This window comes from Zarconia sp. (assembly GCF_057467645.1).
This window is the reverse complement of sequence record NZ_JBRJXU010000120.1, coordinates 1-25,278: the sequence shown is the minus strand read 5'-3', so window position 1 is coordinate 25,278 and position 25,278 is coordinate 1. Positions and strand designations below refer to the sequence as shown.

General features: G+C 51.3%; 20 protein-coding genes. 8 read left to right on the top strand and 12 right to left on the bottom strand.

Annotation, left to right across the window (positions count from 1 at the left end; all coding sequences use genetic code 11):
* Positions 1–223 precede the first annotated feature (223 nt).
* The 3 genes from AC2215_RS18365 to gcvH form a co-directional block, all read right to left on the bottom strand.
* On the bottom strand, positions 224–1,657 hold the full coding sequence (locus AC2215_RS18365; protein WP_486811452.1) for a protein adenylyltransferase SelO: 1,434 nt from the start codon (positions 1,655–1,657) through the stop codon (positions 224–226).
* A 102-nt stretch (positions 1,658–1,759) separates the two neighbouring features.
* Entirely contained in the window at positions 1,760–4,711 is a 2,952-nt protein-coding gene (gene gcvP / locus AC2215_RS18360) for an aminomethyl-transferring glycine dehydrogenase (RefSeq protein ID WP_486811451.1), read from the bottom strand.
* Positions 4,712–5,034: 323 nt separating this feature from the next.
* Entirely contained in the window at positions 5,035–5,424 is a 390-nt protein-coding gene (gene gcvH, locus AC2215_RS18355; protein WP_486811450.1) for a glycine cleavage system protein GcvH, read from the bottom strand.
* A gap of 77 nt (positions 5,425–5,501) precedes the next feature.
* On the opposite strand from gcvH, the gene AC2215_RS18350 reads away from it, so the two are divergent.
* Entirely contained in the window at positions 5,502–6,587 is a 1,086-nt protein-coding gene (locus AC2215_RS18350) for an anthranilate phosphoribosyltransferase family protein (protein WP_486811449.1), read from the top strand.
* Here AC2215_RS18350 and AC2215_RS18345 read toward each other — a convergent pair.
* The gene (locus AC2215_RS18345; protein ID WP_486811448.1) at positions 6,577–6,969 is read right to left on the bottom strand and encodes a nuclear transport factor 2 family protein; all 393 of its coding nucleotides are present in this window, start codon (positions 6,967–6,969) and stop codon (positions 6,577–6,579) included. The genes AC2215_RS18350 and AC2215_RS18345 overlap by 11 nt on opposite strands.
* A gap of 39 nt (positions 6,970–7,008) precedes the next feature.
* Between AC2215_RS18345 and AC2215_RS18340 the strand changes: the two genes are divergently transcribed.
* Together AC2215_RS18340 and AC2215_RS18335 are read left to right on the top strand one after the other, a co-directional pair.
* Positions 7,009–7,590: a molybdenum cofactor guanylyltransferase gene (locus AC2215_RS18340; RefSeq protein ID WP_486811447.1), complete on the top strand. Its 582-nt coding sequence runs from the start codon at positions 7,009–7,011 to the stop codon at positions 7,588–7,590.
* Between the two features lie 182 nt (positions 7,591–7,772).
* Positions 7,773–11,402, top strand: a complete 3,630-nt coding sequence (locus tag AC2215_RS18335; RefSeq protein WP_486811446.1) for a PAS domain S-box protein — start codon at positions 7,773–7,775, stop codon at positions 11,400–11,402.
* Between the two features lie 48 nt (positions 11,403–11,450).
* Here AC2215_RS18335 and AC2215_RS18330 read toward each other — a convergent pair whose 3' ends face one another.
* The 4 genes from AC2215_RS18330 to AC2215_RS18315 form a co-directional block, all read right to left on the bottom strand.
* Positions 11,451–12,044 (bottom strand): TerB family tellurite resistance protein, encoded by a 594-nt coding sequence (locus tag AC2215_RS18330; RefSeq protein ID WP_486811445.1) that lies wholly within the window; start codon positions 12,042–12,044, stop codon positions 11,451–11,453.
* Positions 12,045–12,164: 120 nt separating this feature from the next.
* On the bottom strand, positions 12,165–13,034 hold the full coding sequence (locus AC2215_RS18325) for a 4-hydroxybenzoate solanesyltransferase (RefSeq protein WP_486811444.1): 870 nt from the start codon (positions 13,032–13,034) through the stop codon (positions 12,165–12,167).
* 179 nt (positions 13,035–13,213) lie between these two features.
* Positions 13,214–14,149 carry a pentapeptide repeat-containing protein gene (locus tag AC2215_RS18320; protein ID WP_486811443.1) on the bottom strand — a complete coding sequence of 312 codons (936 nt, stop codon included), beginning with the start codon at positions 14,147–14,149 and terminating at the stop codon, positions 13,214–13,216.
* 59 nt (positions 14,150–14,208) lie between these two features.
* Positions 14,209–15,603, bottom strand: coding sequence for a hypothetical protein (locus AC2215_RS18315; protein ID WP_486811442.1), 1,395 nt, complete (start codon positions 15,601–15,603; stop codon positions 14,209–14,211).
* 435 nt (positions 15,604–16,038) lie between these two features.
* Here AC2215_RS18315 and AC2215_RS18310 point away from each other — a divergent pair, with 435 nt between their 5' ends.
* Both AC2215_RS18310 and AC2215_RS18305 read left to right on the top strand, forming a co-directional pair.
* Entirely contained in the window at positions 16,039–17,673 is a 1,635-nt protein-coding gene (locus AC2215_RS18310) for a Ppx/GppA phosphatase family protein (protein WP_486811441.1), read from the top strand.
* A gap of 543 nt (positions 17,674–18,216) precedes the next feature.
* Positions 18,217–18,699, top strand: a complete 483-nt coding sequence (locus AC2215_RS18305) for a DUF4332 domain-containing protein (protein WP_486811440.1) — start codon at positions 18,217–18,219, stop codon at positions 18,697–18,699.
* 11 nt (positions 18,700–18,710) lie between these two features.
* Here the strand turns inward: AC2215_RS18305 and AC2215_RS18300 are convergent, their stop codons facing one another.
* The 4 genes from AC2215_RS18300 to AC2215_RS18285 all read right to left on the bottom strand — a co-directional run bounded on the left by AC2215_RS18300 (position 18,711) and on the right by AC2215_RS18285 (position 20,749).
* A complete protein-coding gene (locus tag AC2215_RS18300) occupies positions 18,711–19,037 on the bottom strand; it encodes a hypothetical protein (RefSeq protein ID WP_486811439.1) in 327 nt (108 codons plus the stop codon).
* Positions 19,038–19,577, bottom strand: a complete 540-nt coding sequence (locus AC2215_RS18295) for a Uma2 family endonuclease (protein WP_486811438.1) — start codon at positions 19,575–19,577, stop codon at positions 19,038–19,040.
* 214 nt (positions 19,578–19,791) lie between these two features.
* The gene (locus tag AC2215_RS18290; RefSeq protein WP_486811437.1) at positions 19,792–20,409 is read right to left on the bottom strand and encodes a hypothetical protein; all 618 of its coding nucleotides are present in this window, start codon (positions 20,407–20,409) and stop codon (positions 19,792–19,794) included.
* Between the two features lie 70 nt (positions 20,410–20,479).
* Complete coding sequence (locus AC2215_RS18285; protein WP_486811436.1) at positions 20,480–20,749, bottom strand: histidine kinase dimerization/phospho-acceptor domain-containing protein; 270 nt, start codon at positions 20,747–20,749, stop codon at positions 20,480–20,482.
* A gap of 434 nt (positions 20,750–21,183) precedes the next feature.
* On the opposite strand from AC2215_RS18285, the gene pds reads away from it, so the two are divergent.
* The 3 genes from pds (at position 21,184) to AC2215_RS18270 (ending at position 25,027) form a co-directional block, all read left to right on the top strand.
* Positions 21,184–22,626, top strand: a complete 1,443-nt coding sequence (gene pds, locus AC2215_RS18280; RefSeq protein ID WP_486811435.1) for a 15-cis-phytoene desaturase — start codon at positions 21,184–21,186, stop codon at positions 22,624–22,626.
* Positions 22,610–23,542 carry a 15-cis-phytoene synthase CrtB gene (crtB, locus tag AC2215_RS18275; RefSeq protein ID WP_486811434.1) on the top strand — a complete coding sequence of 311 codons (933 nt, stop codon included), beginning with the start codon at positions 22,610–22,612 and terminating at the stop codon, positions 23,540–23,542. The genes pds and crtB overlap by 17 nt, the downstream gene beginning before the upstream one ends.
* 126 nt (positions 23,543–23,668) lie before the next feature.
* On the top strand, positions 23,669–25,027 hold the full coding sequence (locus AC2215_RS18270; protein WP_486811433.1) for a pentapeptide repeat-containing protein: 1,359 nt from the start codon (positions 23,669–23,671) through the stop codon (positions 25,025–25,027).
* Positions 25,028–25,278 lie beyond the last annotated feature (251 nt).

The window sequence follows — 25,278 nt, the reverse complement described above, 5'->3', positions numbered from 1 at the left end:
GCTACAAACCTTACAGGGTAAGCGTTTTATTTTTTCGAGCGTCTCCTCTCTCGTTCAACTCTCAAATCGTCTCAGAATAAGGGTTTGACGGTTTGAGCCATTAAATTTGTCTAAACTCCAAAGGAATGGGGGCGAACTTTAATTATTTCCATCTAAAAATCGATCGCTATTTTTACGATCGGAGGGGTCTATTACTTATTACTTATCACTTATTACTTAATATCTATTCCCGAATCTCTCTGAGCAGTTGATAAAACGGTTCCCAATTATCTTCTGCAACGATCGGTTCCCAAACCGCTTCAATATTTGGGCGGACTAGAGAGACTTTTGCATTATATTTTCGCAGGCGATCGCCCACTTCATCTAACTCTCGATCGGAAAAATGTTGCAAAATACGGTGGTAAACCTGTCGCCAGGGTTGTAATATTTTCGAAGGCTCTGCTTCTGGGAAAATTCGATCGAGATTCTCTCGCCAATCTCGATCGAACTGCTCTCGAAGCTGAATAAAAAATTCGTGATACCCCACATCATTTTTACTCAGTAACGTGACCGTAACTTGGCATAATTCACGGGTATCTTCTGCCGGTAAAGAATCAAACCCCAACCGCCGCCGCAGATATTTTTCGTAGGCTCGATGGTAAATTTCATCAAATTGAGCTAATCCTTCTTCCATCTGCGATTTTGCCATAACCGCAGCTAAAGGCGCTTGCAACATTTCCAAATTCAGCTTGCCGACGAGGGGTTGGTTGCCGTAACTGTAGCGTCCGTAATAGTCAAAATAGGCAGCGGTAAATTTGGGGTCGTAGGTGGGAATAAATGCATAGGGACCGTAATCGAAACTTTCCCCGGTAATCGACATATTATCGGTATTGAGTACGGCGTGGCAGAATCCCGCCACCATCCACTGAGCTGTCAGGTCCGCGACTCGGCGTACCAATTCGCAGTAAAAAGCTCCATAGATTTCCTGTTTTGCCGCCCGCGAATCCTCCACCGAGGGCACAACTAAATGGGAATAATACCAATCGATAACGTTATCTAAAAGCAGCTCGATTAAATCTGGGCGGCGTAAATAGCGCAACCGCTCGAAAGTGCCGAAACGAATATGCGATCGGCTCCATCGCACCATGACGCTCGATCGTGTTGGCGAGGGTTCGTCTCCCCGCCAGAGTTGTTCCCCGGTTTCGATCAGACTCAAACAGCGAGAAGTACGTACTCCCAGCCGATGCAACATCTCGGAAGCGAGCACTTCCCGAACGCCACCCTTCAGCGTCAGCCGTCCGTCTCCTCCCCGAGAGAACGGCGTGGTTCCGCTACCCTTGGTACCGAAATCGTAAAGTTCTCCATCGAGACCCCGTACCTGTCCGTACAAGAAACCCCGTCCGTCTCCCAAATGGGGATTGTACTCGCCGAACTGATAGCCGTGGTAAGCCATAGCCAAAAACGGCCCTACCCCGTTAAACATCCCAAAGGCTTCGACAAAATCATCGCCGGGAACCTCGTAGGGATCGAGTCCCAGAAGCGCGAGTACGTCGTTATTGCGAAACCGCAGCACGTATTTAGGAAAATCCGCCGCGTCAACCACCTCGTAAAAGCGATCGCCCAGGGACTCGAACGCGGGTTCGTAGGTTAGGTTGAGGAAGGCATTTCGGGAATTCAAGAATTGTATGGGGAATGGGGAACAGGGAATGGGGAATGGGGAATGGGGGAAGACAAGGAAAAATGTAGCTCCCCAAGCTCCCCAAGCGCTCGTTGCCCAACTCTAACTCTGCCGATAGGCTTCCATCCCCACGCAGGAACAGACGAGATTACGATCGCCGAACGCATTATCGATCCGTCCCACGGCCGGCCAGAACTTCCGTTCCCGCGTCCAGGGGGCGGGGTAGGCGGCTTCTTCTCGGCTGTAGGGGCGCTCCCAATCGGAGGAAATCAGGGACTCTGCGGTATGGGGGGCATTTTTGAGTAGATTGTTGGCTGCGTCGGATTCTCCCGATTCGATCGCCGCAATTTCTTGACGAATCGCGATCGCCGCATCGCAGAATCGATCGAGTTCAGCCTTCGACTCGCTTTCAGTCGGTTCCACCATCATCGTCCCCGCCACGGGCCAGGATACGGTGGGGGCGTGGAAGCCGTAGTCCATCAACCGCTTTGCCACATCTTCAACGGTGATGTTGGCAGATTTTTTGAGCGATCGCAAATCGAGAATGCATTCGTGGGCCACCCATCCCGACGTACCTTTATAGACGATCGGGTAATGGTCTTCCAAACGGCGAGCCATATAGTTGGCATTGAGAATTGCCAGCTTCGTTGCTGCCGTCAAACCATCGGGCCCCATCATCCGAACGTACATCCAGGAGATGGGTAAAATACTCGCACTGCCCCAAGGGGCGGCAGAGATTGGCCCAATCCCGGCATCACTGACGGAAATCACCGGATGACCGGGTAAAAATGGGACCAAATGCGCCGCCACTCCAATCGGCCCCACACCGGGGCCGCCGCCACCGTGGGGGATGCAGAAGGTTTTGTGTAAATTCAAATGGCACACGTCCGCCCCAAAATCCCCCGGACGGCACAATCCTACCTGGGCGTTCATATTCGCCCCATCCAGGTAAACTTGGCCGCCGTAGCGATGAACGATGGCGCAAATCTCGGCAATTCCCTCTTCAAAGACACCGTGGGTGGAGGGATAAGTGACCATCAACGCGGCCAGTTTTTCGGCGTGTTTTTCAGCTTTCGCTTGCAAGTCGGCAATATCGACATTGCCAAACTCATCACAGGCAACAGCCACCACCTTCATGCCGCACATCACCGCACTGGCGGGGTTAGTGCCGTGGGCGGATTCGGGAATCAGACAAATATGGCGATCGTCTCCCCGACTTAGGTGGTACGCCCGAATCGCTTGCAGTCCGGCATATTCCCCTTGAGACCCGGCGTTGGGTTGGAGGGAGACCCCAGCAAATCCGGTAATTTGGGCCAGCCATGTTTCCAACTGCCGGAACATTTCCCGGTATCCTTCGGTTTGGGCGGTGGGGGCGAAGGGGTGAATTTGTCCGAACTCGGGCCAGGTCACCGGAATCATCTCGGCGGTGGCATTCAGCTTCATGGTGCAAGATCCCAAGGGAATCATGGAGGTGGTCAGGGATAAATCCTTCTCCTGAAGCCGATGGAGATAGCGCAGAAGCTCCGTTTCCGATCGATAGGCGTTGAAAACCGGTTGGGTGAGATAGGGGCTAGTTCGGGCGAATTGGGGTGCGATGGGAGATTCGATCGCGGAGTCGATGCCCTCGAAGGTGAAGGGTAGGGTATCAGTTCCGGCAAAAATTTGCCACAAATCCACTAAATCGGCAGTAGTGGTGGTTTCATCGAGACTAATGGCGATCGAATCTTCCCCAAATACCCGCAAATTCATCTGCCGCGCCTCGGCCCCATCTAAAATGGTTTGGAGAGGTCGATCGCCCAACTCTACCCGCAGCGTATCGAAGTAGGGGGCATCCCCGAGGACCAATCCCAACTCTTGCAATCCTTTACCCAGAACGGCCGTCAATCGGGCAACCCGTCCGGCGATATTGCGAATGCCCTCTGCCCCGTGATACACCGCGTACATCGATGCCATCACCGCCAGTAACACCTGGGCGGTGCAAATATTACTCGTGGCTTTATCCCGGCGAATGTGCTGTTCGCGAGTTTGCAGGGCCAAGCGCAGGGCCGGTTTGCCGTTGGCATCCTTGGATACGCCGACCATCCGTCCGGGGATTTGCCGCTTGTAGGCTTCTCGGGTGGCAAAATAAGCGGCGTGGGGACCGCCGTAACCCATGGGAACGCCGAATCGCTGGCTGCTGCCGACAACGATATCCGCCCCGAACTCGCCGGGAGGGGTGAGTAAGGCAAGGCTGAGAAGGTCGGCGGCAACGGTGACGATGGCTTTGGTTGCGTGGGCTTTGGCAACAAACTCGCTGTAGTCGTAAATCGCCCCATCGGTGGCGGGATATTGCAGCAGGGCACCGAAAATGGGGGTCTCGAAGTCGAAGCTTTGCCAATCGCCGACAATGACCTCAATTCCCAAAGGATTCGCCCGCGTTCTCACCACGTCGATGGTTTGGGGGTGGCAGTCGGCAGCCACGAAAAAGGCGTTTGCTTTATTCTTGCAAACGCCGTAACTCAGACTCATCGCTTCTGCGGCTGCCGTCCCTTCATCTAACAGAGAAGCATTCGCAATCTCCATCCCCGTTAAATCCATCACCATCGTTTGGAAATTGAGTAAGGCTTCCAGGCGACCTTGGGCGATTTCTGCTTGGTAGGGGGTGTAGGCGGTGTACCAGCCGGGATTTTCCAGGATATTTCGTTGAATCACGGGAGGTGTGATGCAGCCGTGGTATCCCATCCCGAGGAAGGAACGATACACTCGGTTACCAGAGGCGATCGCCTTTAACTCTTGTAAGGCTTCGTACTCGCTTTTAGCTGCAGGCAAGTTCAACGACGACTGCATCCGAATCGATGCGGGAACCACGCCATCAATCAACTCATCGAGACTCGAAATGCCCAGATACTCTAGCATCTGTCTGATGGTTTCGGACCCGGAACCGTTGTGGCGACCGACGAATTCCCCTTGCACTTCTCGATCGTCTGACCCTTGGGGTCGATGACCGTTGGATGGGTTGCGATCCTGACTGGGTTGCGTTGCTTGGGAAGGAGCGAGGGGATTGAGATCGAGCATAAGATTTGGCTTGGCGATCGAAAGGGATTCTAAAGCAGGGATTCTGAAGCATGGAGGTAAAGACGTGCCCGAAGGCAAGTTCATGCAATATACCTTAATGGCAATGTGACTTTCTTTACCAGCTCATACTTCTAATTAATAGTTTGCAATAAATTTAAAAAATCGGACACTTCTGAATGTCGGGGAGTCTTGGGAGGCAACGCTTGCTCTCGGGGAGTTGGGAGGCAACGAGCGCTCGACTTTCTTCGAATTGCCCCGTTCCCCCATTCCCCTCTTGGCTCCCGATGCTGCGCCGGCTCCCGATGCTCCCCATCACCAAAGTCCTACTCGTCTCCCTCAACTTGAGCGCGATACTCATCGGCGGACATGGCTTCGAGTTCCTCATCGGGGTTATCCAGACGGACTTTAATCAACCATCCCTCTCCGTAGGGATCTTCTGCGAGTCCTTCGGGGGATTCGAGGAGAGGTTCGTTGCGATCGATTACCGTTCCCGACACCGGAGAATACATCTCCTCGACAGCTTTCACCGATTCCACCGAACCAAATGTTTCCCCTTGTTCGACGGCATCCCCAGATTCGGGCAATTCTAAGAAAACGATATCTCCAAGTTCTTCCACGGCAAAGGCGCTGATGCCAATGGTAGCAATCTCGCCATCCAAACGGACGTACTCGTGGGAATCTTGATATTTCAGGTCTTCGGGATAGTCAACCATGCTACATCCTCACTTTGCTGACTAGGGTATAGAGTAATTACACTAACTTACAATCCCTTGGGACTTAATTGGGACTTATGAGTAACGAGTTTAAAGAATTTCTGAAAAAGGTCGGTAGCGGGACTCACACCGGTCGCGACTTAAGCCGCCAAGGGATGGAAGTGGCGATGGGGATGATGTTACAGCAAGAAGCGACCCCCGCTCAAATTGGTGCGTTTTTTATCGCCCATCGCATCAAGCGCCCCACCCCCGAAGAGTTGGCGGGGATGTTGGATGCCTACGACGATCTCGGACCCTGCGTACCATCCCTACCGGCAACTCTCAACCCGTGGCAAAACCGCGTCACGGTACTGGGTTGTCCTTACGACGGGCGATCGCGTACGGCCCCAGTTACCCCGATTACCGCTTTGATTTTGGCGGCGGCGGGGGTTCCGGTGCTCATGCACGGGGGCGATCGGATGCCCACGAAATACGGCATCCCCTTAACTGACATTTGGCGGGGCTTGGGGGTGGATTGGAGGGCGCTGAGTCTCGAAGAAACCCAACAGGTACTCGCCTCCACTGGATTGGGGTTCGTATACATACCCAAACACTTTCTCCAAGCCGCCGATTTAGTCCCTTACCGCGACCAAATTGGCAAGCGTCCCCCAATCGCGAGTTTGGAGCTAATTTGGAGTCCTTATGCCGGTCAGACCCATCTGGTGGCGGGTTTCGTTCATCCCCCCAGCGAAGATCGATTTCGCATGACTTTAGACCTCAGACAACAGACTTGCTACACCACGGTGAAGGGATTGGAAGGCAGTTGCGATTTGCCCCGTTCTCGCACTGCAATTATCGGCGTTTTTGGATCGATTGACCCGGATCGGCCCCAGGAGTGGGAACGATTGCACTTGCATCCGGAAGAGTATGGGTTGGGGGGACATGATGTACCCCTCGAATCGGACGAGAAACTCATTGAAGAATTGCACGCCGTCATCCAAGGAGAGTCGATCGAACTGACGAAATCGGCGATTTGGAACGGGGGATTTTATCTCTGGCGGTGCGGGGTTTGCCCCAGCCTAGAGTCCGGTTTGGAAAAAGCTGCCGGGTTATTAAAGGATAAAGTTGTTTCCAATCAACTCGAAAAAGCGATCGATTGTCAATCGTCAATTGTTAATTGTTAATCGTCGCTTCCCAGACTTTCATCGTGTCGATATACTGGACGAATTTAACAACTTTGCCATCTTTTAACGTCCAAATCGATGCGGTGGGGGCTTCCATACTTTTTCCTGTGGCTTTGTAAGTTCCTCGATCGAATCCTAGGGTAATAATCCGATCTCCCCCATCGATAAATTCTTCCACATGGGCTTGAAAGTGCTCCCATTGGTCACCAATTTTTTCAAAGACTCCGGCAAATACCGCATCGGGTCCGATAAACGTCCCGCCGTAGGGTAGTTTTTCTGATTCGTGCCATTCGACGTTGGCAGCAAGAATATCGAGAATTGTATCAATTTCTCCCTTTTCAAACGCTTGGTAGAGGGTTTTGATAATATCGAGGTTATTCATATTTTTCGTCGAATCATTTAGGCGATCGATCCAAGATCAATGACTCAACCCTATCTCAATATTTTGATTTTAGCGGGGGGAAAAAGCTCTCGCATGGGACAAGATAAAGCCCTCATTCCCTGGGATGGCGTTCCCTTATTGCAGCGGGTGTATCGGACGGCAACCGAGTTGAACGCACCGGTTTGGGTGATGACTCCCTGGAGCGATCGCTATCGCGAAATTTTACCGCCTGAATGTCAGTGGCTGCCGGAATCTCAACCCCTCGGTGGCCCCCTCGTCGCGTTATCTAAAGCCTTCTCGCAGCTATCGGGGGAATGGATCTTGTTGCTGGGGTGCGATTTGCCCCTGCTAGAAGCCGATATTTTGCGCCAGTGGATCGATCGCCTCGATACGCTTCCAGAATCCGTACTGGCAATGGTTCCCCAACAAGATGAAGGTTGGGAACCCCTGTGCGGTTTTTATCGGCGAACGGTGCACTCGGAGTTAGATCGGTTTTTAGCGAGTGGGGGGCGATCGTTTCAAAATTGGCTGCCGAACATCTCCGTTCATCCGTTATCTCTGGGTGATGCTGAAGCCAAAATGTTACGCAACTGCAACACGCCAGAGGATTTATTGAGTTAGGTGAGATGGGGGAAGGGGAAGACGCGGTGATGTGGGAATGGGGAGATCGAGAGAGCTTTAAACTGCGGTATTCATTTTCAACAATCGATTGTCAAGTGTCCATTCTCCATTGACTCTCCCTCAGCCATTGACAAAATGGAGGTAAGTCGCTTCCCAATTTTCCTGACAACGTTGAAGATACCATGACCGCAACTCCAAGCTCAGACTCATCAGACTCAAATGCCGCGCCAGCAAAGCATACCTCCTCAACGAGTTGCAGTCCTTCAGTTCGATCGCCCCTAGAAAGAATTGCGGCCAATGGACCGGGTATTCTATTTCAGTTTTGCTGGTATCCCGAGAGACCGCAATCGTTTCCTTTCGTGAGTACTAGTGCGAGTCGCCTTCTCGGACTCGACCCGGCTGCTATTCAACAGGATGCCCAGCATTTGATCGCATTCATCGAATCAGACGATCGAGCGAGTTTCGACACATCATTGCAAGATTCGATCGAAACCCTACAAACTTGGGAATGGGAAGGACGGCTAGAGTTACCATCGGGAAATCTTCAAGAGATTCGCCTCTCGGCCGAACCCGAACTTCAAGCAGATGGGGGAATTTTATGGGATGGTTTGATAATTGCCACCCACCGATCCGTACCCACAGAATCTTCCATAACCTTTTCGGCAAAATTTATCACCGATATTTTTAATAGCATCGCCGATCCGATTTTCGTCAAAGATGACGAACACCGATGGATATTACTGAACGATGCCGCATGCGATTTAGTAGGCTACAGCCGCGACGAACTTCTGGGCAAATCGGATTACGATTTTTCTCCCAAAGAGCAAGCCGATGTGTTTTGGGAACGAGATGAATGGGTTCTCACCACGGGCAAAACCGATCGCAACGAAGAAGAATCGACAGACCATCAAGGGATTACCCGCACCCTTTCCACTCAAAAATCCCTATTGGTCGACGATCTCGGAAATCGGTTTCTGGTGGGGACGATCCGAGATATTAGCGATCGCAAACTTGCGGAAGCCCAACTGCTCGAATCCCAACAACTCCTACAACTGGTACTCGACAACGTTCCCCAAGCCATTTTCTGGAAAGATCGAAATTTGGTTTATTTGGGATGCAATCGCAACTTTGCCGAGGATGCCGGACTCGATTCACCATCTGAAATTATCGGGAAAACCGACTGCGATCTGCCTTGGACTCCGGAAGAAGTCGACTTATATCGGGAATGCGATCGCCGGGTGATGGAATCCGAACGAGCAGAGTTGCACATTGCACAAACCCAACAACAAGCCGATGGCAAGCAAGCTTGGGTGGATACGAATAAAGTTCCCTTACGAAACGCGAAAGGGGAAATCGTCGGGGTTCTCGGCACTTACGAAGATATCACCGATCGCGTCGAAGCCGAAGACGCTTTGCGAGAAAGCGAACGACGGTACGCTAGCCTCGCGGCTGCGGTTCCCGTGGGCATTTTTCGGACTGACGCTCAAGGATCCTGTATTTACGTCAACCAACGCTGGTGCGAGATGGCAGGACTCACTCCGGAGCAAGCGAAAGGAATGGGTTGGGTCAAAGCCATCCATCCCCAGGATTGCGATCGCGCCATCGCTCAATGGTATCGCACGGCCCAAACGGGAGAACCCTTTCAAATTGAAACTCGATTTAGGACGCCAGACCATCGAGTCACGTGGGTTTTCGCGCGAGCCGTTGCAGAACGAGATGAGAACGGCGAGGTGGTGCGGTACGTCGGCACCATGACCGATATTAGCGATCGCGTCCGGGCCGAAGAAGCCTTGCGAAAAAGCCAACGCCGGTATGCTACCCTGACGGCTGCAGTGCCCGTGGGTATTTTCCGCACGGATGAGGAGGGCAATTGCCTTTACGTCAACCAACGCTGGTGCGAGATTGCCGGACTGACATCTGAGGAAGCTCTGGGGATGGGTTGGGTACGGGCCATTCATCCCGACGATCGCGATCGTGTGGCGGCCGAATGGTATCGCACCGCTGACGCTCGGGAACCCTTTCGCTTGGAGTATCGCTTCCAAACGCGCGACGGCAAGGCAGCTTGGGTTTTCGGTCAAGCGGTTGCCGAACTCAACGAAAACGCGGAAATTATTGGCTATGTGGGGACGGTAACCGATATTAGCGATCGCGTCGAAGCGGAAGATGCACTGCGTGCTTCCGAACGAGACTTGCGCACGATATTTGACAGTGCCTACGATGGGATCTTCGTTCACGATTTAGAGGGCAATTTTATCGATTTCAATCAAAAGGTGCTGGAAATGTACGGCCTCAGCCGCGATCGTGCTAGCTCCCTGAGCGTTTCTCAACTTTCAAGTCCTGACAATCCCATCGAAGAGTTACCCGAAATGTGGCAACAGGTTTATGAGGGAGAAAAGTTGGTATTTGAATGGATCGCCCTGCGTCCTTTTCAGGGGACAACCTTCGATGTAGAGGTCTGCCTGCAACGAGTTACCCTGCAAGCACAAGATGTGATCTTAGCCACGGTACGAGATATTAGCGATCGCAAACTTGCCAAAGCCAAACTCCAAGATCAGGAGCAATTTTTACGCAGTATTTACGATGGGGTCGAACATTTAATTTTCGTGGTTGATTTATTACGCGACGGTCAATTTTGCTATAGCGGTTGGAATCGGGCGACAGCTTGTGCCACAGGGATCGGTTATGCAGATGCCATCGGTAAAACCCCCCAAGAAGTCTTTGGAGAGGTAGAAGGAGAAACAATTCACCAGCGGTATACCCAATGCTGGACATCGGGAAAAACCATGTCCTATGAAGAATGCCTGACTTTACAAGAAGGACCAACTTGGTTTCTGACGACCCTCAATCCTTTAAAAAATGCCCAGAGTCAGGTGTATCGATTGGCCGGAACGACATTTAATATTACCGATCGCAAACAAGCTGAATTACAGTTGCACGAAAAAAAGCAGGATTTAGAAAAAACGCTCCAAGAACTCAAAAACGCGCAAAGCCAACTGATTCAGAGCGAAAAAATGTCGAGTTTGGGACAGTTGGTTGCCGGAGTCGCTCACGAAATTAATAACCCCGTCAATTTCATCTACGGCAATCTCTCCCATATTAACGATTACACTCAAGACCTTTTAGGATTGCTTGAAGTCTACCGAGAATGCTACCCCTCTCCCATTTTGGCGGTGGAAGAAGAAATCGACGCGATCGAGTTAAATTTCCTAATCGAAGATTTGCCGAAAGTGCTCCAATCAATGAAAGTGGGAGCCGATCGCATTAAGGATATCGTCCTCTCGTTGCGAACCTTCTCTCGTATGGATGAAGCCCAAATGAAAGAGGTGGATCTGCACGAGGGAATCGATAGCACCTTGATGATTTTACAAAATCGCCTGAAACCGAAACCTCACTTCCCGGAAATTGAAATAATTAAACACTATGGAGACCTTCCCTTCGTCGAGTGCTATGCCGGACAACTCAACCAGGTTTTTATGAATATTTTGGTGAATGCGATCGATGCGTTAGAAATGGAAATCGAGCGCGATCGCACCTCCATTCCCCACCCTCAAATTCAGATTTGCACTCAACTCTCGACGGATGGCTGGGTTTCTATTTCGATCGCCGATAACGGTCCGGGAATTCCCGAGGCGGTGAAGCAAAAATTATTCGATCCCTTCTTCACCACCAAACCGATCGGCAAAGGAACGGGAATGGGTCTGTCCATTAGCTATCAAATTATCGCCAAACGCCATGGGGGGTGTCTCGAATGTATTTCCGCACCGAGACGGGGAACGACGTTCTCGATTTCAATTCCGTTGCGGCAAAGTTGAGTCCGTATCGAAGCGAACTCGACACAATTGACAATGGCCCATTCACTCTTACATTTTCAACTTCGATCGCATATACCGTGCCGCTTTCACTAAAATCGGATCGATCTCCTCAAACCGGTCGTCCCCCAGCAACTGCCGTACTTCTTCGACCCCCTCTGGCGATGGTGGCGTCTCTTGGGTAAATCCGGCTTCGATGGCCTGTAGGTGCGGCATCTCGACTTGTAATCGAGAGGCGATCGAATGTAAGTACATCTGTTCGCGAAAATCGATTGTGCCATCCGCGGCCGACATCTCGTATCCGAAAGCCACCAACAGCAACTTGGCCGACACCGACAGTGGATTAGAGAGGGTGAGTAATGCCTGGGGGTCGAGAAAAAGCTGTTCGCGATCGATTCCCCGAATCGTCAGTTGCGTCAGGTGGTAGACCTGGTCATCTTCATCGAGCAACACATCCAACGTATCGAGCAATCGCGCCTCTTCTTCGGCCACAACCACCTTATCCATCACCATGACCCCTCGCAAAACCGCGATCGCCGCTGCGACAAAAACGAAGAGGGGTCGAATCGATCGCGGATTCAGATCTTGCCCGGTAATTTTGGATAATAAATAGACAACCTCAGAGTTGACCTGCCAAGTATTCATAATTTTATCCAGAGTTCGGAGTGTGGGAAATCGAGGAGAAGTACGAATCGTCATTCACCACCGACGATCGAGCGCCGATTCTCAATTGACTTTTTTCAATTGTCTATCGTTCTCCGAGTCCTACGCCAAAACGATCCCGGTCAAGATGGCAAAACCAATCCAAACATTTTGACCGAAGATTTCACCGTAGAGGGAAGGAGGCAATTGGGCCGGCATCAACCGTTTAAACTGCCACATCCAGGCGATTGCCGAAAGGGTAAGGGCAATCCAAAAGCTCCATCCTAAGGTCATCTCCACCCCCAGAACCGCCAACATCGCGATCGTTCCCAGAAAAAAGACTCCCACGGCGATCGCCACGTAATCCCCGAAAAATAGGGCGCTGGAGTTGACCCCGAGCCGGCGATCGTCTTCGCGATCGGCCATGGCATACACCGTATCGAAGCCCAACGTCCACAGAACCGTCGCGCCCCATAGCCACCAAGTTACCGCCTCAAGGCTTTCAGTCACCGCACTCCAGCTAATGAGTACGGCAAATCCCCAGGCGATCGATAAAACCAGCTGCGGCACGGGGAAAAAACGTTTGGCTAGAGGATAGCAGATAATCACCGGTACGGCCGCAACGCAAAGCAAAAAACTCAACCGATTGAGATACAGTGCCAAAACTGCCGCACACCCGAGGGCGATTACTGCAACGATAATACCCGTCGTCACCGACAGCGCGCGGGAGGCCAGAGGTCGATTTTGAGTGCGATCGACCTGGGGATCGATATTGCGATCCCACAAATCGTTGACAACGCAACCGGCAGCACTCGTGGCAAGGGATCCCAAAATCACGACCCCCACCAACGGTAGCGGTGGCGTGCCTCTCGCGGCCAAAAACACCGCCCACAACGCCGGAATCATCAGGATGAATCGTCCGGCTGGCTTATCCCACCTCAACAAACGAATGACAGTTTTCCAAATCGGTTCCGATTGCGGCTGAGTCAACATAATGGCAAATTTTAGAATGTAATCGATATTTGAAAGGATAAGGGGAATGGGGAAGAGAGTTAAAAATTAAAAATGCAAAATGCGCGTAGGAGGAATAGAGAAGAGTGAGGGGGTTTAGCCTTGCAACTGACCCATTGTCAATTGTCAATTATCCATTACACTCTCCCCTGCCTCCCCACTCACTCATGCACCTCTCCATCCGGCATCGTCGCCCGAGAGAGGTTCGTACCTTTGAGATTCGCCAAACTTAAGTCGGCCTCAAACAAGTTCGCCCCGCAGAGGTTGGCATGGGAGAGGTTGGCTTTAGCGAGATTCACTTCGAGTAAATCCGCCTCCCTTAAATTCGCACCACTCAAATCCGCACGACTCAAATCCGTTCGGGCAAGATTGGCTAAGTGCAAGTTGGCTTTTTGCAGGTTTGCTTCTTTAAACTTGGCGCTCGCCACCAAAGCACCGCTAAAGTTAGCTTCGAGCGCACTTGACCCCATCAAATTGGCTTGCGTCATCACGGCATTACTCAAATTCGTCTGGTTTAAGATGGCTCGGGTTAACTTTGCCCCCCGCAAGTTCGAATGGCTCAAGTTGGCCCCAGTTAAGTCGGCTTTCGTCAAATCGGCATGGGTCAAGTTGAGATCCCGCAAGTCGGCATTGCGCAAGTTCGCCCCCCGCAGGTTAACGGGTTCGTACACTCGCTTTTCATAGCGGAGATTCGCCCCCCGCAAACAGGCCCCCCGCAGACAGGCGCCGCTGAGGTTCGCATTGCGCAAATCGGCTTTGCTCAAATTCGCATCGAGCAAATTAGCTAAGGCCAGGTTTGCCTTGCGACAGTCAGACCCTTGTAAGTTCGCCCCATGTAAGTCGGCGTCGCTGAGGTTGACTTGGCGCAAATCCGATTTATATAGATTGATACCGCTCAATTTTCCGTGAGAGAGATTGGCATTTCCCAAGCTAACCCGACTCAAATAGGCAAAAACGAGACTCGCTGATTGTAAATCGGCACCATTGAGATTTGCCCCGAGCAATTCGATACCGTTGAGGTTGACTCCTCGCAGGTTTATCCCGGCAAAATCTATTTCACCGGCTTCGTGTCTTTGCAGTAATTCGTTCGCATTCACGATCGATATCAATGAGATTTTAAATGAAAGTTTGACGATTTTAGAGATTCGGACAAATCTTAGGGATAAACAACTTCCGTCCAATCTAGAGACTGACGATCTCGTTTGCGCCCGTGAATTTGAATTTGCTCGATCGTACTTATTTCTAAGTCTACGATCTTTTTCTTCACGAATGCGATGAGTCTTTGAGGATTGAGTTCTCGTTCGGATTCAAAGACAAGATGCAAGCAGCCATTTTTGATAGTGGCTAGGGTGGTAATCTCTCGCATTTTCAAGGTTCGATCGAGCTCGACGATCCAATCCTTTAGGGCGATAGGTTCGATGGTTAGATTCGCCGCTTTATCTTCTAGAAGAGCATCTTCGGGTGATTCTTCGGGTGGGGAGGTTTCGTTTTCGACATTCTCAAAAGCGGTTGACACAAATGCCATTTCTTGCTTGGACAAGATATCTTTAATCATCGTCAGATGACCTTGAAGCTTCTGGGTGAGGCTTTGTAACGCTTGGTATTTGAGGGACACTCGCTCGGATTGGGGTTCTTCTCTCAAACGATCGTCTAATCGGCTCTCGACTTCTGATAGCGTATTTTGAAAAGCTAAGGTTGAGTCTTTGACTTGTTGATTGACAACGTTTTCAATTTCTTGAGCCAAGTTCATTTTTCGGAAGAGGGAATCGGCAACGAGATCGGCAATCTTCAAAACTTCCCCCTCGCTAGAATTGTCATTTCCCATCTTCTGAGAGTACGGCGTTTTCACATTTCCGTCTCGATCGAACTCTACACTGCTGCTCGGGACTTCTAAAGCCAAATTTAGGGTTGAGGAGCTGTGGGACAACTCATCGGGACGACGATCGAGCGATGGACTTTCGCTGTCGTCGTAGCTGAGTTGAGAATCGGGAAAATCGTAGTTGTCCGCAGCATAAGAAATGGTTTGTGCCGTATCATCTCCACCGTCAAACTCTAGGGCCGGCTCGCACTCGTCTAAATCTTCTCGATCTTGAAAAATAACCGCCGGTTCTGAGTTTTGAGGATGCCATTCAACTTCAGTCGCATCGGTATCGAAAAGCTGAGTTTCGTCGTCATCATCATTCAAGTTTAATGAGTCAGAAACATCTTCAACTTCATCATCGTAAAGTCGATGCATATATTTGAAAATCATGCGAGCGGTTTCTAAGGTTTTTTCATCACCATCTTGAGACATCGCTCCGGCTGTTTCATAAAGCTTTTCTTCAAGTTCTACCAGCGTGGGTGACTTGGCATACAAATTTTTGAGAAGGTCGTAAAATTCTTTGGATTTTAAAGCTAACCAATCTCGGGGGCTGAAATCAAACGGGCGATAAACGACCGAAAACACCAAGATTTTGGCTTGCAAAGGATTGGTATGTTGGACGATTCTGGTGCGAACTTCAAATAAATCTCGCGCGTCGGGCAGGCGATTTTGGTCGGTCGAGGTCATCATGAACGGTCAATAGTTGCAGTCATTAAATCGCGCTGGGCGCGGGAAATCGAAAACCGGAAATTGGGATCGAAAAGCGGGTCACCACCGCGATTCTAGCAAGTCTTTGTGACCCGAAGGCTATTCGAGGGCGATCGCGCGGGGTGAAGTCGGGAAAGCCGGGGAGGCTTCGGGAGGCAGAGGAGGCGAAATTCTTCCTTGTTCCCATTCACCCTTCTCGAGGTCTCCTTCACGGAAAATAGATAACCATAGAGCAGGTGAGGAGCGATCTAAAATCTAAAATCTAAAACCTAAAATTATCCCCATCGTTGTACTCTTGAACGTAGGTGTTGCGGCGCGAGCTTGACGGCGATCGATTGCACCGTGCAAGATGATTCCCGAGCCAGAGTCTCACGTGCCTCTCACACCGACAGCGATATCGCTACTAGGTCTGGCCCGATGACTCATTTAGTACCCACTCTTCCCGCCCAATGGTCTCCCAACGGGCAATCGCTTGCGATCGAACCCACTTTGGCAGCGATTGATATAGGCACCAACTCCGTTCACATGGTGGTTGTCAAAATTCAACCGACCCTACCGGCATTTACAATCGTCGCTCGCGAAAAAGAGACCGTCCGGCTGGGCGATCGCGATCCGAGAACGGGCAATCTCAAACCCGAGGTGATGGAAAAGGCGATCGCGGCCCTGGGTCGGTTTCAAGAAATCGCTCGCCATAGTAACGCGGACGAAATTGTTGCCGTCGCCACCAGTGCGACCCGCGAAGCCCCCAACGGTCGAGACTTTCTCCAACAAATTCAAGCTCGATTGGGTTTGGAGGTGAGTTTAATTTCCGGTCAGGAAGAAGCACGCCGCATTTACCTGGGAATTTTATCGGGGATGGAACTCAACAACCAACCCCACATCGCGATCGATATTGGTGGCGGTTCCACGGAGCTGATTTTAGGGGATAGCTACGAACCCCGCAGCCTCAGCAGTACCAAAGTCGGGGCCGTGCGCCTGAGTGCCCAGTTCGTGACCACCGACCCCATTAGCCACCGAGAATTGCAATACCTGCGCGCTTACATTCGGGGGTTGTTAGAGCGTCCCGTTGAAGATTTGCAAGCGTACTTGCGTCCGGGGGAAAAACCCCGATTGGTGGGAACGTCAGGCACCATCGAATGTTTGGCGAAGATTCATGCGGCGCAAACCAGCGGCACGATTCCCCAATCGTTACAAGGATACGAAGTGTCCCTCGACGACTTGCGCGATATCCTCAAAAAGCTGCGCAAACTCAGCTACGAAGAGCGCATCCAAGTAGCGGGGGTCTCCGAACGCCGGGGGGAAATTATCGTCGCCGGGGCGTTGATTCTGGTGGAGGCGATGGAACTGTTGGGAATTGGGTCGATTTGCGTGTGCGAGCGATCGCTGCGGGAGGGGTTGATTGTCGACTGGATGCTCGATCGGGGCTTGGTGGAAGAGCGGCTATTCTATCAATCTTCGGTGCGTCGCCTGAGTACCCTCCAAATCGCCCAAAAATATCAGGTCAACCTCCAATACGCCCAGCGCGTCGCCCAGTTTGCCCTAACACTGTTCGATCGCACTCAACATCAACTCCACCACTGGCAGGACTCAGAACGGCAGTTACTCTGGGCTGCGGCCGTGTTGCACAATTGCGGGTTGTATGTGAGCCATAGCGCCCACCACAAACATTCCTACTACCTCATCCGCAATAGCGAACTCCTCGGCTATACGGAAACAGAAGTGGAACTAATTGCCAATCTCGCCCGCTACCATCGCAAGAGTCTACCCAAGAAAAAGCACGAATCCTACAGCAACCTGCCGAAACTCCAGCAACACATGGTGGAAGAACTCAGCGCACTACTCCGGCTGGCTGTAGCGCTCGATCGCCGTCAAATTGGAGCCGTTTCTCAAATTCTGTGTCAATATATGCCCCAATGCAAACAATTGCATCTAACCCTTATACCCTCGACTCCCGGTGATTTATGCGAGTTAGAACGATGGAGTTTAGATTACAAAAAAGAAGCGTTTGAAACTCAGTTCGATGCGACTGTCGTGACTCAGATCGAAGGATAGTCAAAGGCATGGGGCATTGGTGAAAGGTTAAGCTTGTGTGCCATCTGTCAAGGGGAACAGGGAACGGGGAACGGGGAATGGTTTGAGGTTTTGGGTATGGAATCTGAAACCGTCTAGATTTAAAGAATCAGTTGAGTAGCAACACTAAATATGGGGCTTGACAAACGAGGAATTTTCTTAACCTTTCACCAATAGGCATGGGGTGTCAGAGAAATTGAGATCGGTCTCAATTTCTCGCAACGGCCAGGGCGGGCGCGGAGAAAACCTCACAATTAAGGGATGTGCGGAAAAATAGTGTACCTATTGCAGGGGTCAACGGCCGTTGACCCCTACCCCGTATTTTGGATGATGCAGGTACTTTATTTCTTTGCAAGTCCCTAAGCGCTACACGGGGCGTATTTTGTAAATACTTGTAAACACACGGAGAGGTTGTCCGAAGACGAGCCAGAGAGTGCGCCATACTGAAAAAATTGGACATTCTAATCGTGTTAATCGTACGGTTCGAGCCTGCATTTCGACGATCGTCTCAACGGAGGAAGATTAATGTCCGCAACTCGCCCCACGAAACCCCCCACGAAACCCTCAAAAAAACCCTCGAAAAAATCCGATCGCTTTCGTTCGAGAGATTGGCCGATCGAACAATTACCGGGATTGAGCGATATCGATAGCCAAAAGCTGATCGCCTGCGAGATTCTCACCACTCACCAGCTTTTGCAACGTGCCAGCCATCGGGCCAAGCAACAGGCTTTAGCGATTCGCTTGCAGTTGCGCGTCCAACAAATTCAAAAATGGGTTGCAATGGCGGATTTAGCGCGCGTTCCCAATGTCGGTATCGAGTATTGCGGTTTACTTCTCCACTGTGGAGTGGCAACGGTCGCCCAACTCGCTCAACTCTCCGTCCACCGACTTCACCCCCACATTCGCCGCTTTCAGGTGGCTACCCTACAACGCCAAGACCTTTGTCCGGGACCGGAGGAAGTGACGCTTTGGATACAGCAAGCTCGCCAGCTTTCAGGAGTGAGGTGAGGCGCGATCGCTTATTGGGCGGACTCCCGAACTTGCTGTGCCGATAACCCCAACATCTGGGCAACCTGACTCACCTCCATCCCCGTTGCCAAAAGATTTCGGGCAGCTTGACGCAGTTGAGCTTGTGCTTGTTCTTTTTCTAACCGTTCTCGTTCCGTATCAGTCAGTAACCAGTTGCCTTCAGCATCGCACCAACGCAACCAATGACTGGGTACATCCTCAAATCCCCCATCCCAAATCCCCAAACCGATTTCTAAATCCGCCAACCAAACGCGCGGATTTTCCGGTTGGAGGGGTTGTTCTTGGTAAACTCCCCCATCGAGCTTGAAATAGCGCAACTATTGCGTGTAGCGGCTGTAGACGATGTAGTGGGGAACCCGCAGGTACTGCTCGTAAATCTCCAATTTACCTGGTGGCTGCTGGGGGTTGGGTTCTGTCGTTGCAATAGTTGCGGATTCTTCAGATGTCGTTCGTGCAAAGCGTCCTAAGTCTTCCCCTTCCGTTCCCGGCGATAAAAACTCCACTACCACATTCGGATTGTGTCTTTCCTGCCAAACGACGTAGCTGCGTCGTAAATCCGTTCCGTCGTAGAGGCGGGGTACATTGACCGCCAGAAACCAATCCGGACGCTTGTACCACAAGGGATGAGTGACATCGTAGTACAAATTCAGGTCAGAGGCGCTGAAGCAGTTTTCGCGGCTGTAGTTTGCCAGTTGAAAGGTGCGGCTTAGGAGTTGAGGTTGGAGGTCGTGAAATTCGTCAGGCATCCCAGGCTCCTGGGGGTCTTCGCTGGGCAAATCGTACATCGTCGGCAGGGTTTCTTTGGGAGAACGGGGGGGATCTTCCTGCTCGATCGAGATTTTAGAAATGAGAACCATCACCACCTCCATGTTGAATTTCGATCTAGATTCAATTTTAACGCTTCGACGCCGCAGACAATTCATATAGCTGCATTCAGTGAGGTGAGGACAGTCTGAGCGTCACCAGTATTCTTCCCCCGTTTCTCCCGTTTCTCCCCAAGTTTCCGTTGCCTCCCCTGCCTTCTGAAGCCTCCCAAAGCCTCCGAGATAATAGATTCAAGCGGATTCGCTCTTAATCGGGCATCATCACCTCTAACTCGTAGCCGTCAAAATCCGTCCCTCGATCGATGAGGTGCGCCGCCGTAAAACCCGGTCCGAACCAAAATGCTTCTTCTCTGTCGAGCTTTTCGGGTTCGAGTTCTCCATATTTGCGACTGATAATTTGGGCAAGTTGTGCGTAAGAGAGCTTGGCTTTGAGAGCGGGTGCGAACACTAGGGTGACGCTGGCGAGTCCGTGCTGACCGGAGTCTGCATCTTTTTGAAAGGTGAACTTATATTTTTCGATGCCCTGAAGCTCCTCAACGCTCACTTCGCTGACGACAAACTCATCGGAGTCTCCGAAATTCGAGACTCGTTCTCCTCCGGGAATTCGCTCGCCTACGGCTTCTGGGGTCATATCGCTTTCCAAACCCAAATCGGCGATCGCTATCGGTAGCCAAGTCGTTTCCGATGTACCGATAATTTTGGAGAAATCAACCCCAACCTCGCCAATGTCGGGACTCGATCGGGGGGAGACTGGGGTGGTGGCGTTGACGTTCGTGGAGGAGAAGCTGGGATTCGATGAGGCAGATGTGGATCGCTTCGGTTTAGGTTCACCACATCCACTCAGCCATAAAAGTGCAACCAACATGGAGAGCGGCAGCCATGGAGTTGTCCTCGATCGATTTGATTTTGCGCGAATGGTGCCGGTTAACCTGCGCTCACTCCTCATCTCGATCGGGTCGAAAGTTATCGAGGGCTTCATTGAGCAAGTTTCTCATGTGTTCTGCGGCCACTTTAATTTGCTGCCGGTAATGGGCGCGTTCTTCCTCGCTGCCGGGATAATCTTCACCCTCTAAGAGTTCGACGGACATCAAAATTGTATTCAGAGAAGTTCGGAACTCGTGAGACATTAAGGTAAAAAAATGCGCTTTGAGGGCACTGAGTTCTTTAGGGGATCCGGCGGGAGGGTTCATAGTCGGAGGCTGCATGGTATCTACTTTATTTGATGCTATCAATCATCAATGATTTCTAGGAAAAGCGTTGGCGATTTGACATCAGCTCGTGGGAGAGTGTCATGGCCACCGGATACAATCGGTGAGACCCCTTCCCTAAGTTCGATCGATTTTAAAGGATATTCGAGGATGTTGAGGTCATTTTTCAGGGTTTTATCGCGATCTTTGTTCGAGTTCGGGCATTCTGCATTGGGGGTGACACGCCCGTTGTTACGGAGGTGAGGTTGGGAGCAACTCGAAGACGAGGAAGAGATCGAACGACCCACTGACTCCGAAGTCAAACTCCTTTGATTCTCCCCATCACCCAAACAATTCTTTCGGGCGATCGCTAAAGACGTTGCTAAATGTAACAAAATGCAACGTATAATGAGAAAAGTGAAAATTTTCAAGATTCAAGGTAACAAACTTACATGAAAGTAGCGATCGCAGGGGCAGGCCTGGCAGGACTTTCGTGCGCGAAGTATCTTACGGATTTGGGGCATACTCCTGTCGTATTAGAGCGTAGAGATGTTCTCGGGGGTAAGGTTGCAGCTTGGCAAGATGAAGATGGCGACTGGTACGAAACCGGCTTGCATATTTTCTTCGGAGCGTATCCCAATATGCTCCAACTCTTTAAAGAGCTAGATATTGAAGATCGCCTGCAATGGAAAGAGCATACGATGATCTTCAATCAGCCGGAAAAGCCGGGAACTTATTCTCGCTTCGATTTCCCCGACTTACCGGCCCCCGCGAACGGCATCGTCGCGATTCTGCGAAACAACGATATGCTGACGTGGCCTGAGAAAATTCGCTTTGGCATTGGCTTGATTCCCGCGATTCTCAACGGTCAAAAATACGTTGAGGAAATGGATCGGTACTCTTTTGCAGAGTGGCTCAAGCGGCAAAATGTTCCCCCTCGGGTGGAAAAAGAAGTGTTTATCGCCATGTCGAAAGCGCTTAATTTTATCGACCCCGATGAAATTTCGGCGACGGTGGTTCTCACGGCACTCAATCGTTTTTTGCAAGAGAAAAATGGCTCGAAAATGGCCTTTCTCGATGGTTCCCCCACGGAGCGATTGTGTCAGCCCATGGTTGACTACATTACCGAACGCGGTGGCGAAGTTCGCTTAAACGCACCCCTCAAAGAGATTCAACTCAACGAAGATGGTACGGTGCGCCAGTTCTTGCTGCGGGGTCTCGACGGTGCGCCCGATGAAGAACTGACGGCGGATTTGTACGTGTCGGCGATGCCGGTGGATCCCCTGAAAACGATTCTCCCCCCATCGTGGCGAGAACAAGACTACTTCAAACAACTCAACGGACTCGAAGGGGTTCCGGTGATTAATTTGCATTTGTGGTTCGATCGCAAGCTCACCGATATCGACCACTTGCTCTTTTCCCGCTCTCCCTTATTGAGTGTTTATGCGGATATGAGCAATACCTGTCGAGCCTACGAAAATCCCGATCGCTCGATGTTGGAATTGGTGCTAGCCCCCGCCAAAGACTGGATTTCCAAGTCCGACGAAGACATCGTCGCGGCCACCTTGGAGGAACTCAAAAAGCTATTTCCCCAAGATTTTGACGGAGAACAGCCCGCAAAACTGATAAAATCGCATGTGGTCAAGACTCCTCGATCGGTCTACAAGGCTACACCCGGTCGCCAGCAGTGCCGTCCCTCCCAAGTGACCCCAATTTCTAATTTTTATCTCACTGGGGACTATACCATGCAGCAATACCTTGCCAGCATGGAAGGTGCTGTACTGTCTGGTAAGCTAACAGCGCAAGCGATCGCCAACGCCAACCCCCATCTGAGTTCGGCTACCACTGCTCCAACCATTAATACTCCCTCGGCAACGAATGCTGCAACTGCCTAAGTTATCGCCCAAGGTCAAAATGCTGGTTTCACTAGAGGAGGCCTACGAGGTTTGTCGTCAGATCACCGCTAAGTACTCCAAAACCTTTTATTTGGGTACCCAGCTCATGCCCGAAGCTAAACGAAAAGCAATCTGGGCAATCTACGTTTGGTGTCGGCAAACTGACGAACTCGTAGACGGTCCGAAAGCCAGCGAAACCACCCCCGAAACCCTCGATGGATGGGAACGACAGCTTGAAGAGATTTTTGCCGGTCGCCCCCAAGATGATGTCGATGTTGCTCTCGTCGATACCTTGGAACGCTTTCCCATCGATATCGAGCCGTTTCGAGATATGATTGCCGGTCAGCGGATGGATTTATATCGCAGCCGCTACCAAACCTTTGAAGAACTCAACCTCTACTGTTATCGCGTGGCGGGAACGGTGGGGTTGATGTCCGAGTCAGTCATGGGTGCGGCATCGTCACCCTCGATCGCCCCTTGGGCAACAGAAGAAGACACCAAACACCCCACCCAAGAAGCAATCGCCCTGGGGATTGCCAACCAACTGACGAATATTTTGCGAGATGTGGGAGAAGATGCCCGTCGGGGTCGCATCTATCTACCCCTCGACGAACTGGCGCTGTTTGACTATACCGAAGAAGATTTGTTTGCCGGAGTCATCGACGATCGATGGCGAGCGTTGATGAAGTTTCAAATCGGTCGGGCGCGCAAGTACTTTGCTCAAGCCCAATCGGGTATCGGTCGTCTGAATCAAGATGCCCGGTTACCCGTCTGGTCGGCTTTGCTCAGTTACAGCAAAATTTTGGATGTCATCGAACGCAATCAGTACGATGTGTTCAACCAACGGGCTTATGTTTCCAAATGGGGTAAGTTACTATGCCTGCCCGCCGCTTGGCTGAAGGCACAAGCGCTTTGATACCATTGCGTTAAACATTCGGTCAAAGATCTTCGATCGCTCACAACGTTCGATCGAAAGTAACCCGGGACTCTCCAAAATTGAGAGGCTTTTGTCTACATCCCTCCATGCTGCGAGCGCACCAAGATGACCACCTCCCCCCCATCTCCGGAAAACAAGGCGAGTTCTGCATCTGCAAATGGCAACTCTGCTACGAACGAGTCCTCGGAAGACCAAAACTGGGTGGCCAATCCCTTTGACGAAAAAGATAACCTCGCCCCACTGACCAACGGATATCAAGCTGAGGTGTCGATTGAAGAGCCCAGCGCACCGCTGCCGGAGATGGCTCCCAACCGCGACATCAAATCCGGCACGCAACTTGATTTTTCGCCGAGTCGTTTTTTGTTATCCCAACTGAACCTGGGATGGATTATTGTCGGGGCGATCGGATTGATGATTTTGGGATTGGCTATCGATCGCCTGTGGATGGGACTGGTGGGGGCTTTTGCGGCTCTTTTAGTTTCTGTGAGTATTATTTTGCCCAACTGGAGCAGTTTGTGGACGCAACTGGTTCCAGCCCCCTGGCGATCGCTGATTGCTGCAAGTTTGGGGATTATGGCATCGGGGATCGGGTTGCTGATGCTGAGCGGTTCTAACCAGCAGGGAACTCGCGCGATTCAAATTAATTGGGATGCGGTGGGGGCGGTGGGAGAGATTGTCGGTGCGTTGGGGCAAATTTTGATTGCGCTGCTAGCGGTGTACGTGGCGTGGCAGCAGTACGTCATCTCTAAAGATTTAACCATCCAGCAAAACCGAATTACCCAACAGCAAACCATCGACGCTTACTTTCAAGGGGTTTCCGATCTGGCCCTCAACGATGAAGGATTGCTCGAAGATTGGCCCCAAGAACGGGCGATCGCCGAAGGACGCACTGCCGCCATTCTCAGCAGTGTCAATGCGGTGGGTAAGGCCAAAATCATTCGCTTTCTTTCCCAATCCAAACTCCTGACCCCTTTACGGCGCGATCGACTCCTGGGACGACCCATCCTCGACGGTCGGGGAGGCTACGCTGAAGACCGCGCCTCCGGGACTCGCGTCATCGATTTGGGAGTCATGCTTGCCGGGGCGGATTTGTCGGGGAACGACCTACGTTGGACGGAGTTGAGCGATGCCAACCTGGTGCGGGCTAATCTCAGCCAGTGCGATTTGGTGAAAGCGAACCTGGCGCGGGCGATTCTCTACGAAGCCAATTTAGCCGGGGCCGACCTCAAAGGAACTCGCTTATTTTACGGGACGGTGCAAACGGCAACCCCCCGCAGTCGCACGGAATCTCCTGACTATAAAACGGGAGAACGGACTGGGGCGGTGGTGGAAAACGTGAAATTTAATAAAGTCCAACGTCTCTCGGATACCCAACGCTATTATTGCTGTGCTTGGGGTGGTTCTAAAACGCGCAAAACCATTCCTGGGGGATGTGAGGGGATTCCGAATAAGTTGGGACGGTAGGGTTTAAGTAATAACGGCTTGTGCAACTGTTTCTAAAGTATTGAATTGACGTGTTTTGAGCGACTCGACATTGGGAGATGCTAGCTACTGGTATCGCTTCATTAGGTGATTAGCCTGGATTATTCACGACGCCGATCGTGAATGCCTAAAACCCCGAACAGTCAATGAATTCGGGAATTTTAGCTCGATCGCTCACTGTGGTGGAGATAAAATGGGTCTATTGATTGATACTGAAGGCTTTCAGCTATTTT

What these genes read in the sequence shown, in the direction of transcription:
- AC2215_RS18305 (WP_486811440.1), top strand. Translation starts at nt 18,217, where the DNA reads ATGTCCGCAACTCGCCCCACGAAACCCCCCACGAAACCCTCAAAAAAA.
- AC2215_RS18295 (WP_486811438.1), bottom strand. Translation starts at nt 19,577, where the DNA reads ATGGTTCTCATTTCTAAAATCTCGATCGAGCAGGAAGATCCCCCCCGT.
- AC2215_RS18335 (WP_486811446.1), top strand. Translation starts at nt 7,773, where the DNA reads ATGACCGCAACTCCAAGCTCAGACTCATCAGACTCAAATGCCGCGCCA.
- AC2215_RS18285 (WP_486811436.1), bottom strand. Translation starts at nt 20,749, where the DNA reads ATGCAGCCTCCGACTATGAACCCTCCCGCCGGATCCCCTAAAGAACTC.
- AC2215_RS18270 (WP_486811433.1), top strand. Translation starts at nt 23,669, where the DNA reads ATGACCACCTCCCCCCCATCTCCGGAAAACAAGGCGAGTTCTGCATCT.
- AC2215_RS18350 (WP_486811449.1), top strand. Translation starts at nt 5,502, where the DNA reads ATGAGTAACGAGTTTAAAGAATTTCTGAAAAAGGTCGGTAGCGGGACT.
- AC2215_RS18325 (WP_486811444.1), bottom strand. Translation starts at nt 13,034, where the DNA reads ATGTTGACTCAGCCGCAATCGGAACCGATTTGGAAAACTGTCATTCGT.
- pds (WP_486811435.1), top strand. Translation starts at nt 21,184, where the DNA reads ATGAAAGTAGCGATCGCAGGGGCAGGCCTGGCAGGACTTTCGTGCGCG.
- gcvH (WP_486811450.1), bottom strand. Translation starts at nt 5,424, where the DNA reads ATGGTTGACTATCCCGAAGACCTGAAATATCAAGATTCCCACGAGTAC.
- AC2215_RS18330 (WP_486811445.1), bottom strand. Translation starts at nt 12,044, where the DNA reads ATGAATACTTGGCAGGTCAACTCTGAGGTTGTCTATTTATTATCCAAA.
- gcvP (WP_486811451.1), bottom strand. Translation starts at nt 4,711, where the DNA reads ATGCTCGATCTCAATCCCCTCGCTCCTTCCCAAGCAACGCAACCCAGT.
- crtB (WP_486811434.1), top strand. Translation starts at nt 22,610, where the DNA reads ATGCTGCAACTGCCTAAGTTATCGCCCAAGGTCAAAATGCTGGTTTCA.
- AC2215_RS18310 (WP_486811441.1), top strand. Translation starts at nt 16,039, where the DNA reads ATGACTCATTTAGTACCCACTCTTCCCGCCCAATGGTCTCCCAACGGG.
- AC2215_RS18340 (WP_486811447.1), top strand. Translation starts at nt 7,009, where the DNA reads ATGACTCAACCCTATCTCAATATTTTGATTTTAGCGGGGGGAAAAAGC.
- AC2215_RS18345 (WP_486811448.1), bottom strand. Translation starts at nt 6,969, where the DNA reads ATGAATAACCTCGATATTATCAAAACCCTCTACCAAGCGTTTGAAAAG.
- AC2215_RS18315 (WP_486811442.1), bottom strand. Translation starts at nt 15,603, where the DNA reads ATGATGACCTCGACCGACCAAAATCGCCTGCCCGACGCGCGAGATTTA.
- AC2215_RS18290 (WP_486811437.1), bottom strand. Translation starts at nt 20,409, where the DNA reads ATGTTGGTTGCACTTTTATGGCTGAGTGGATGTGGTGAACCTAAACCG.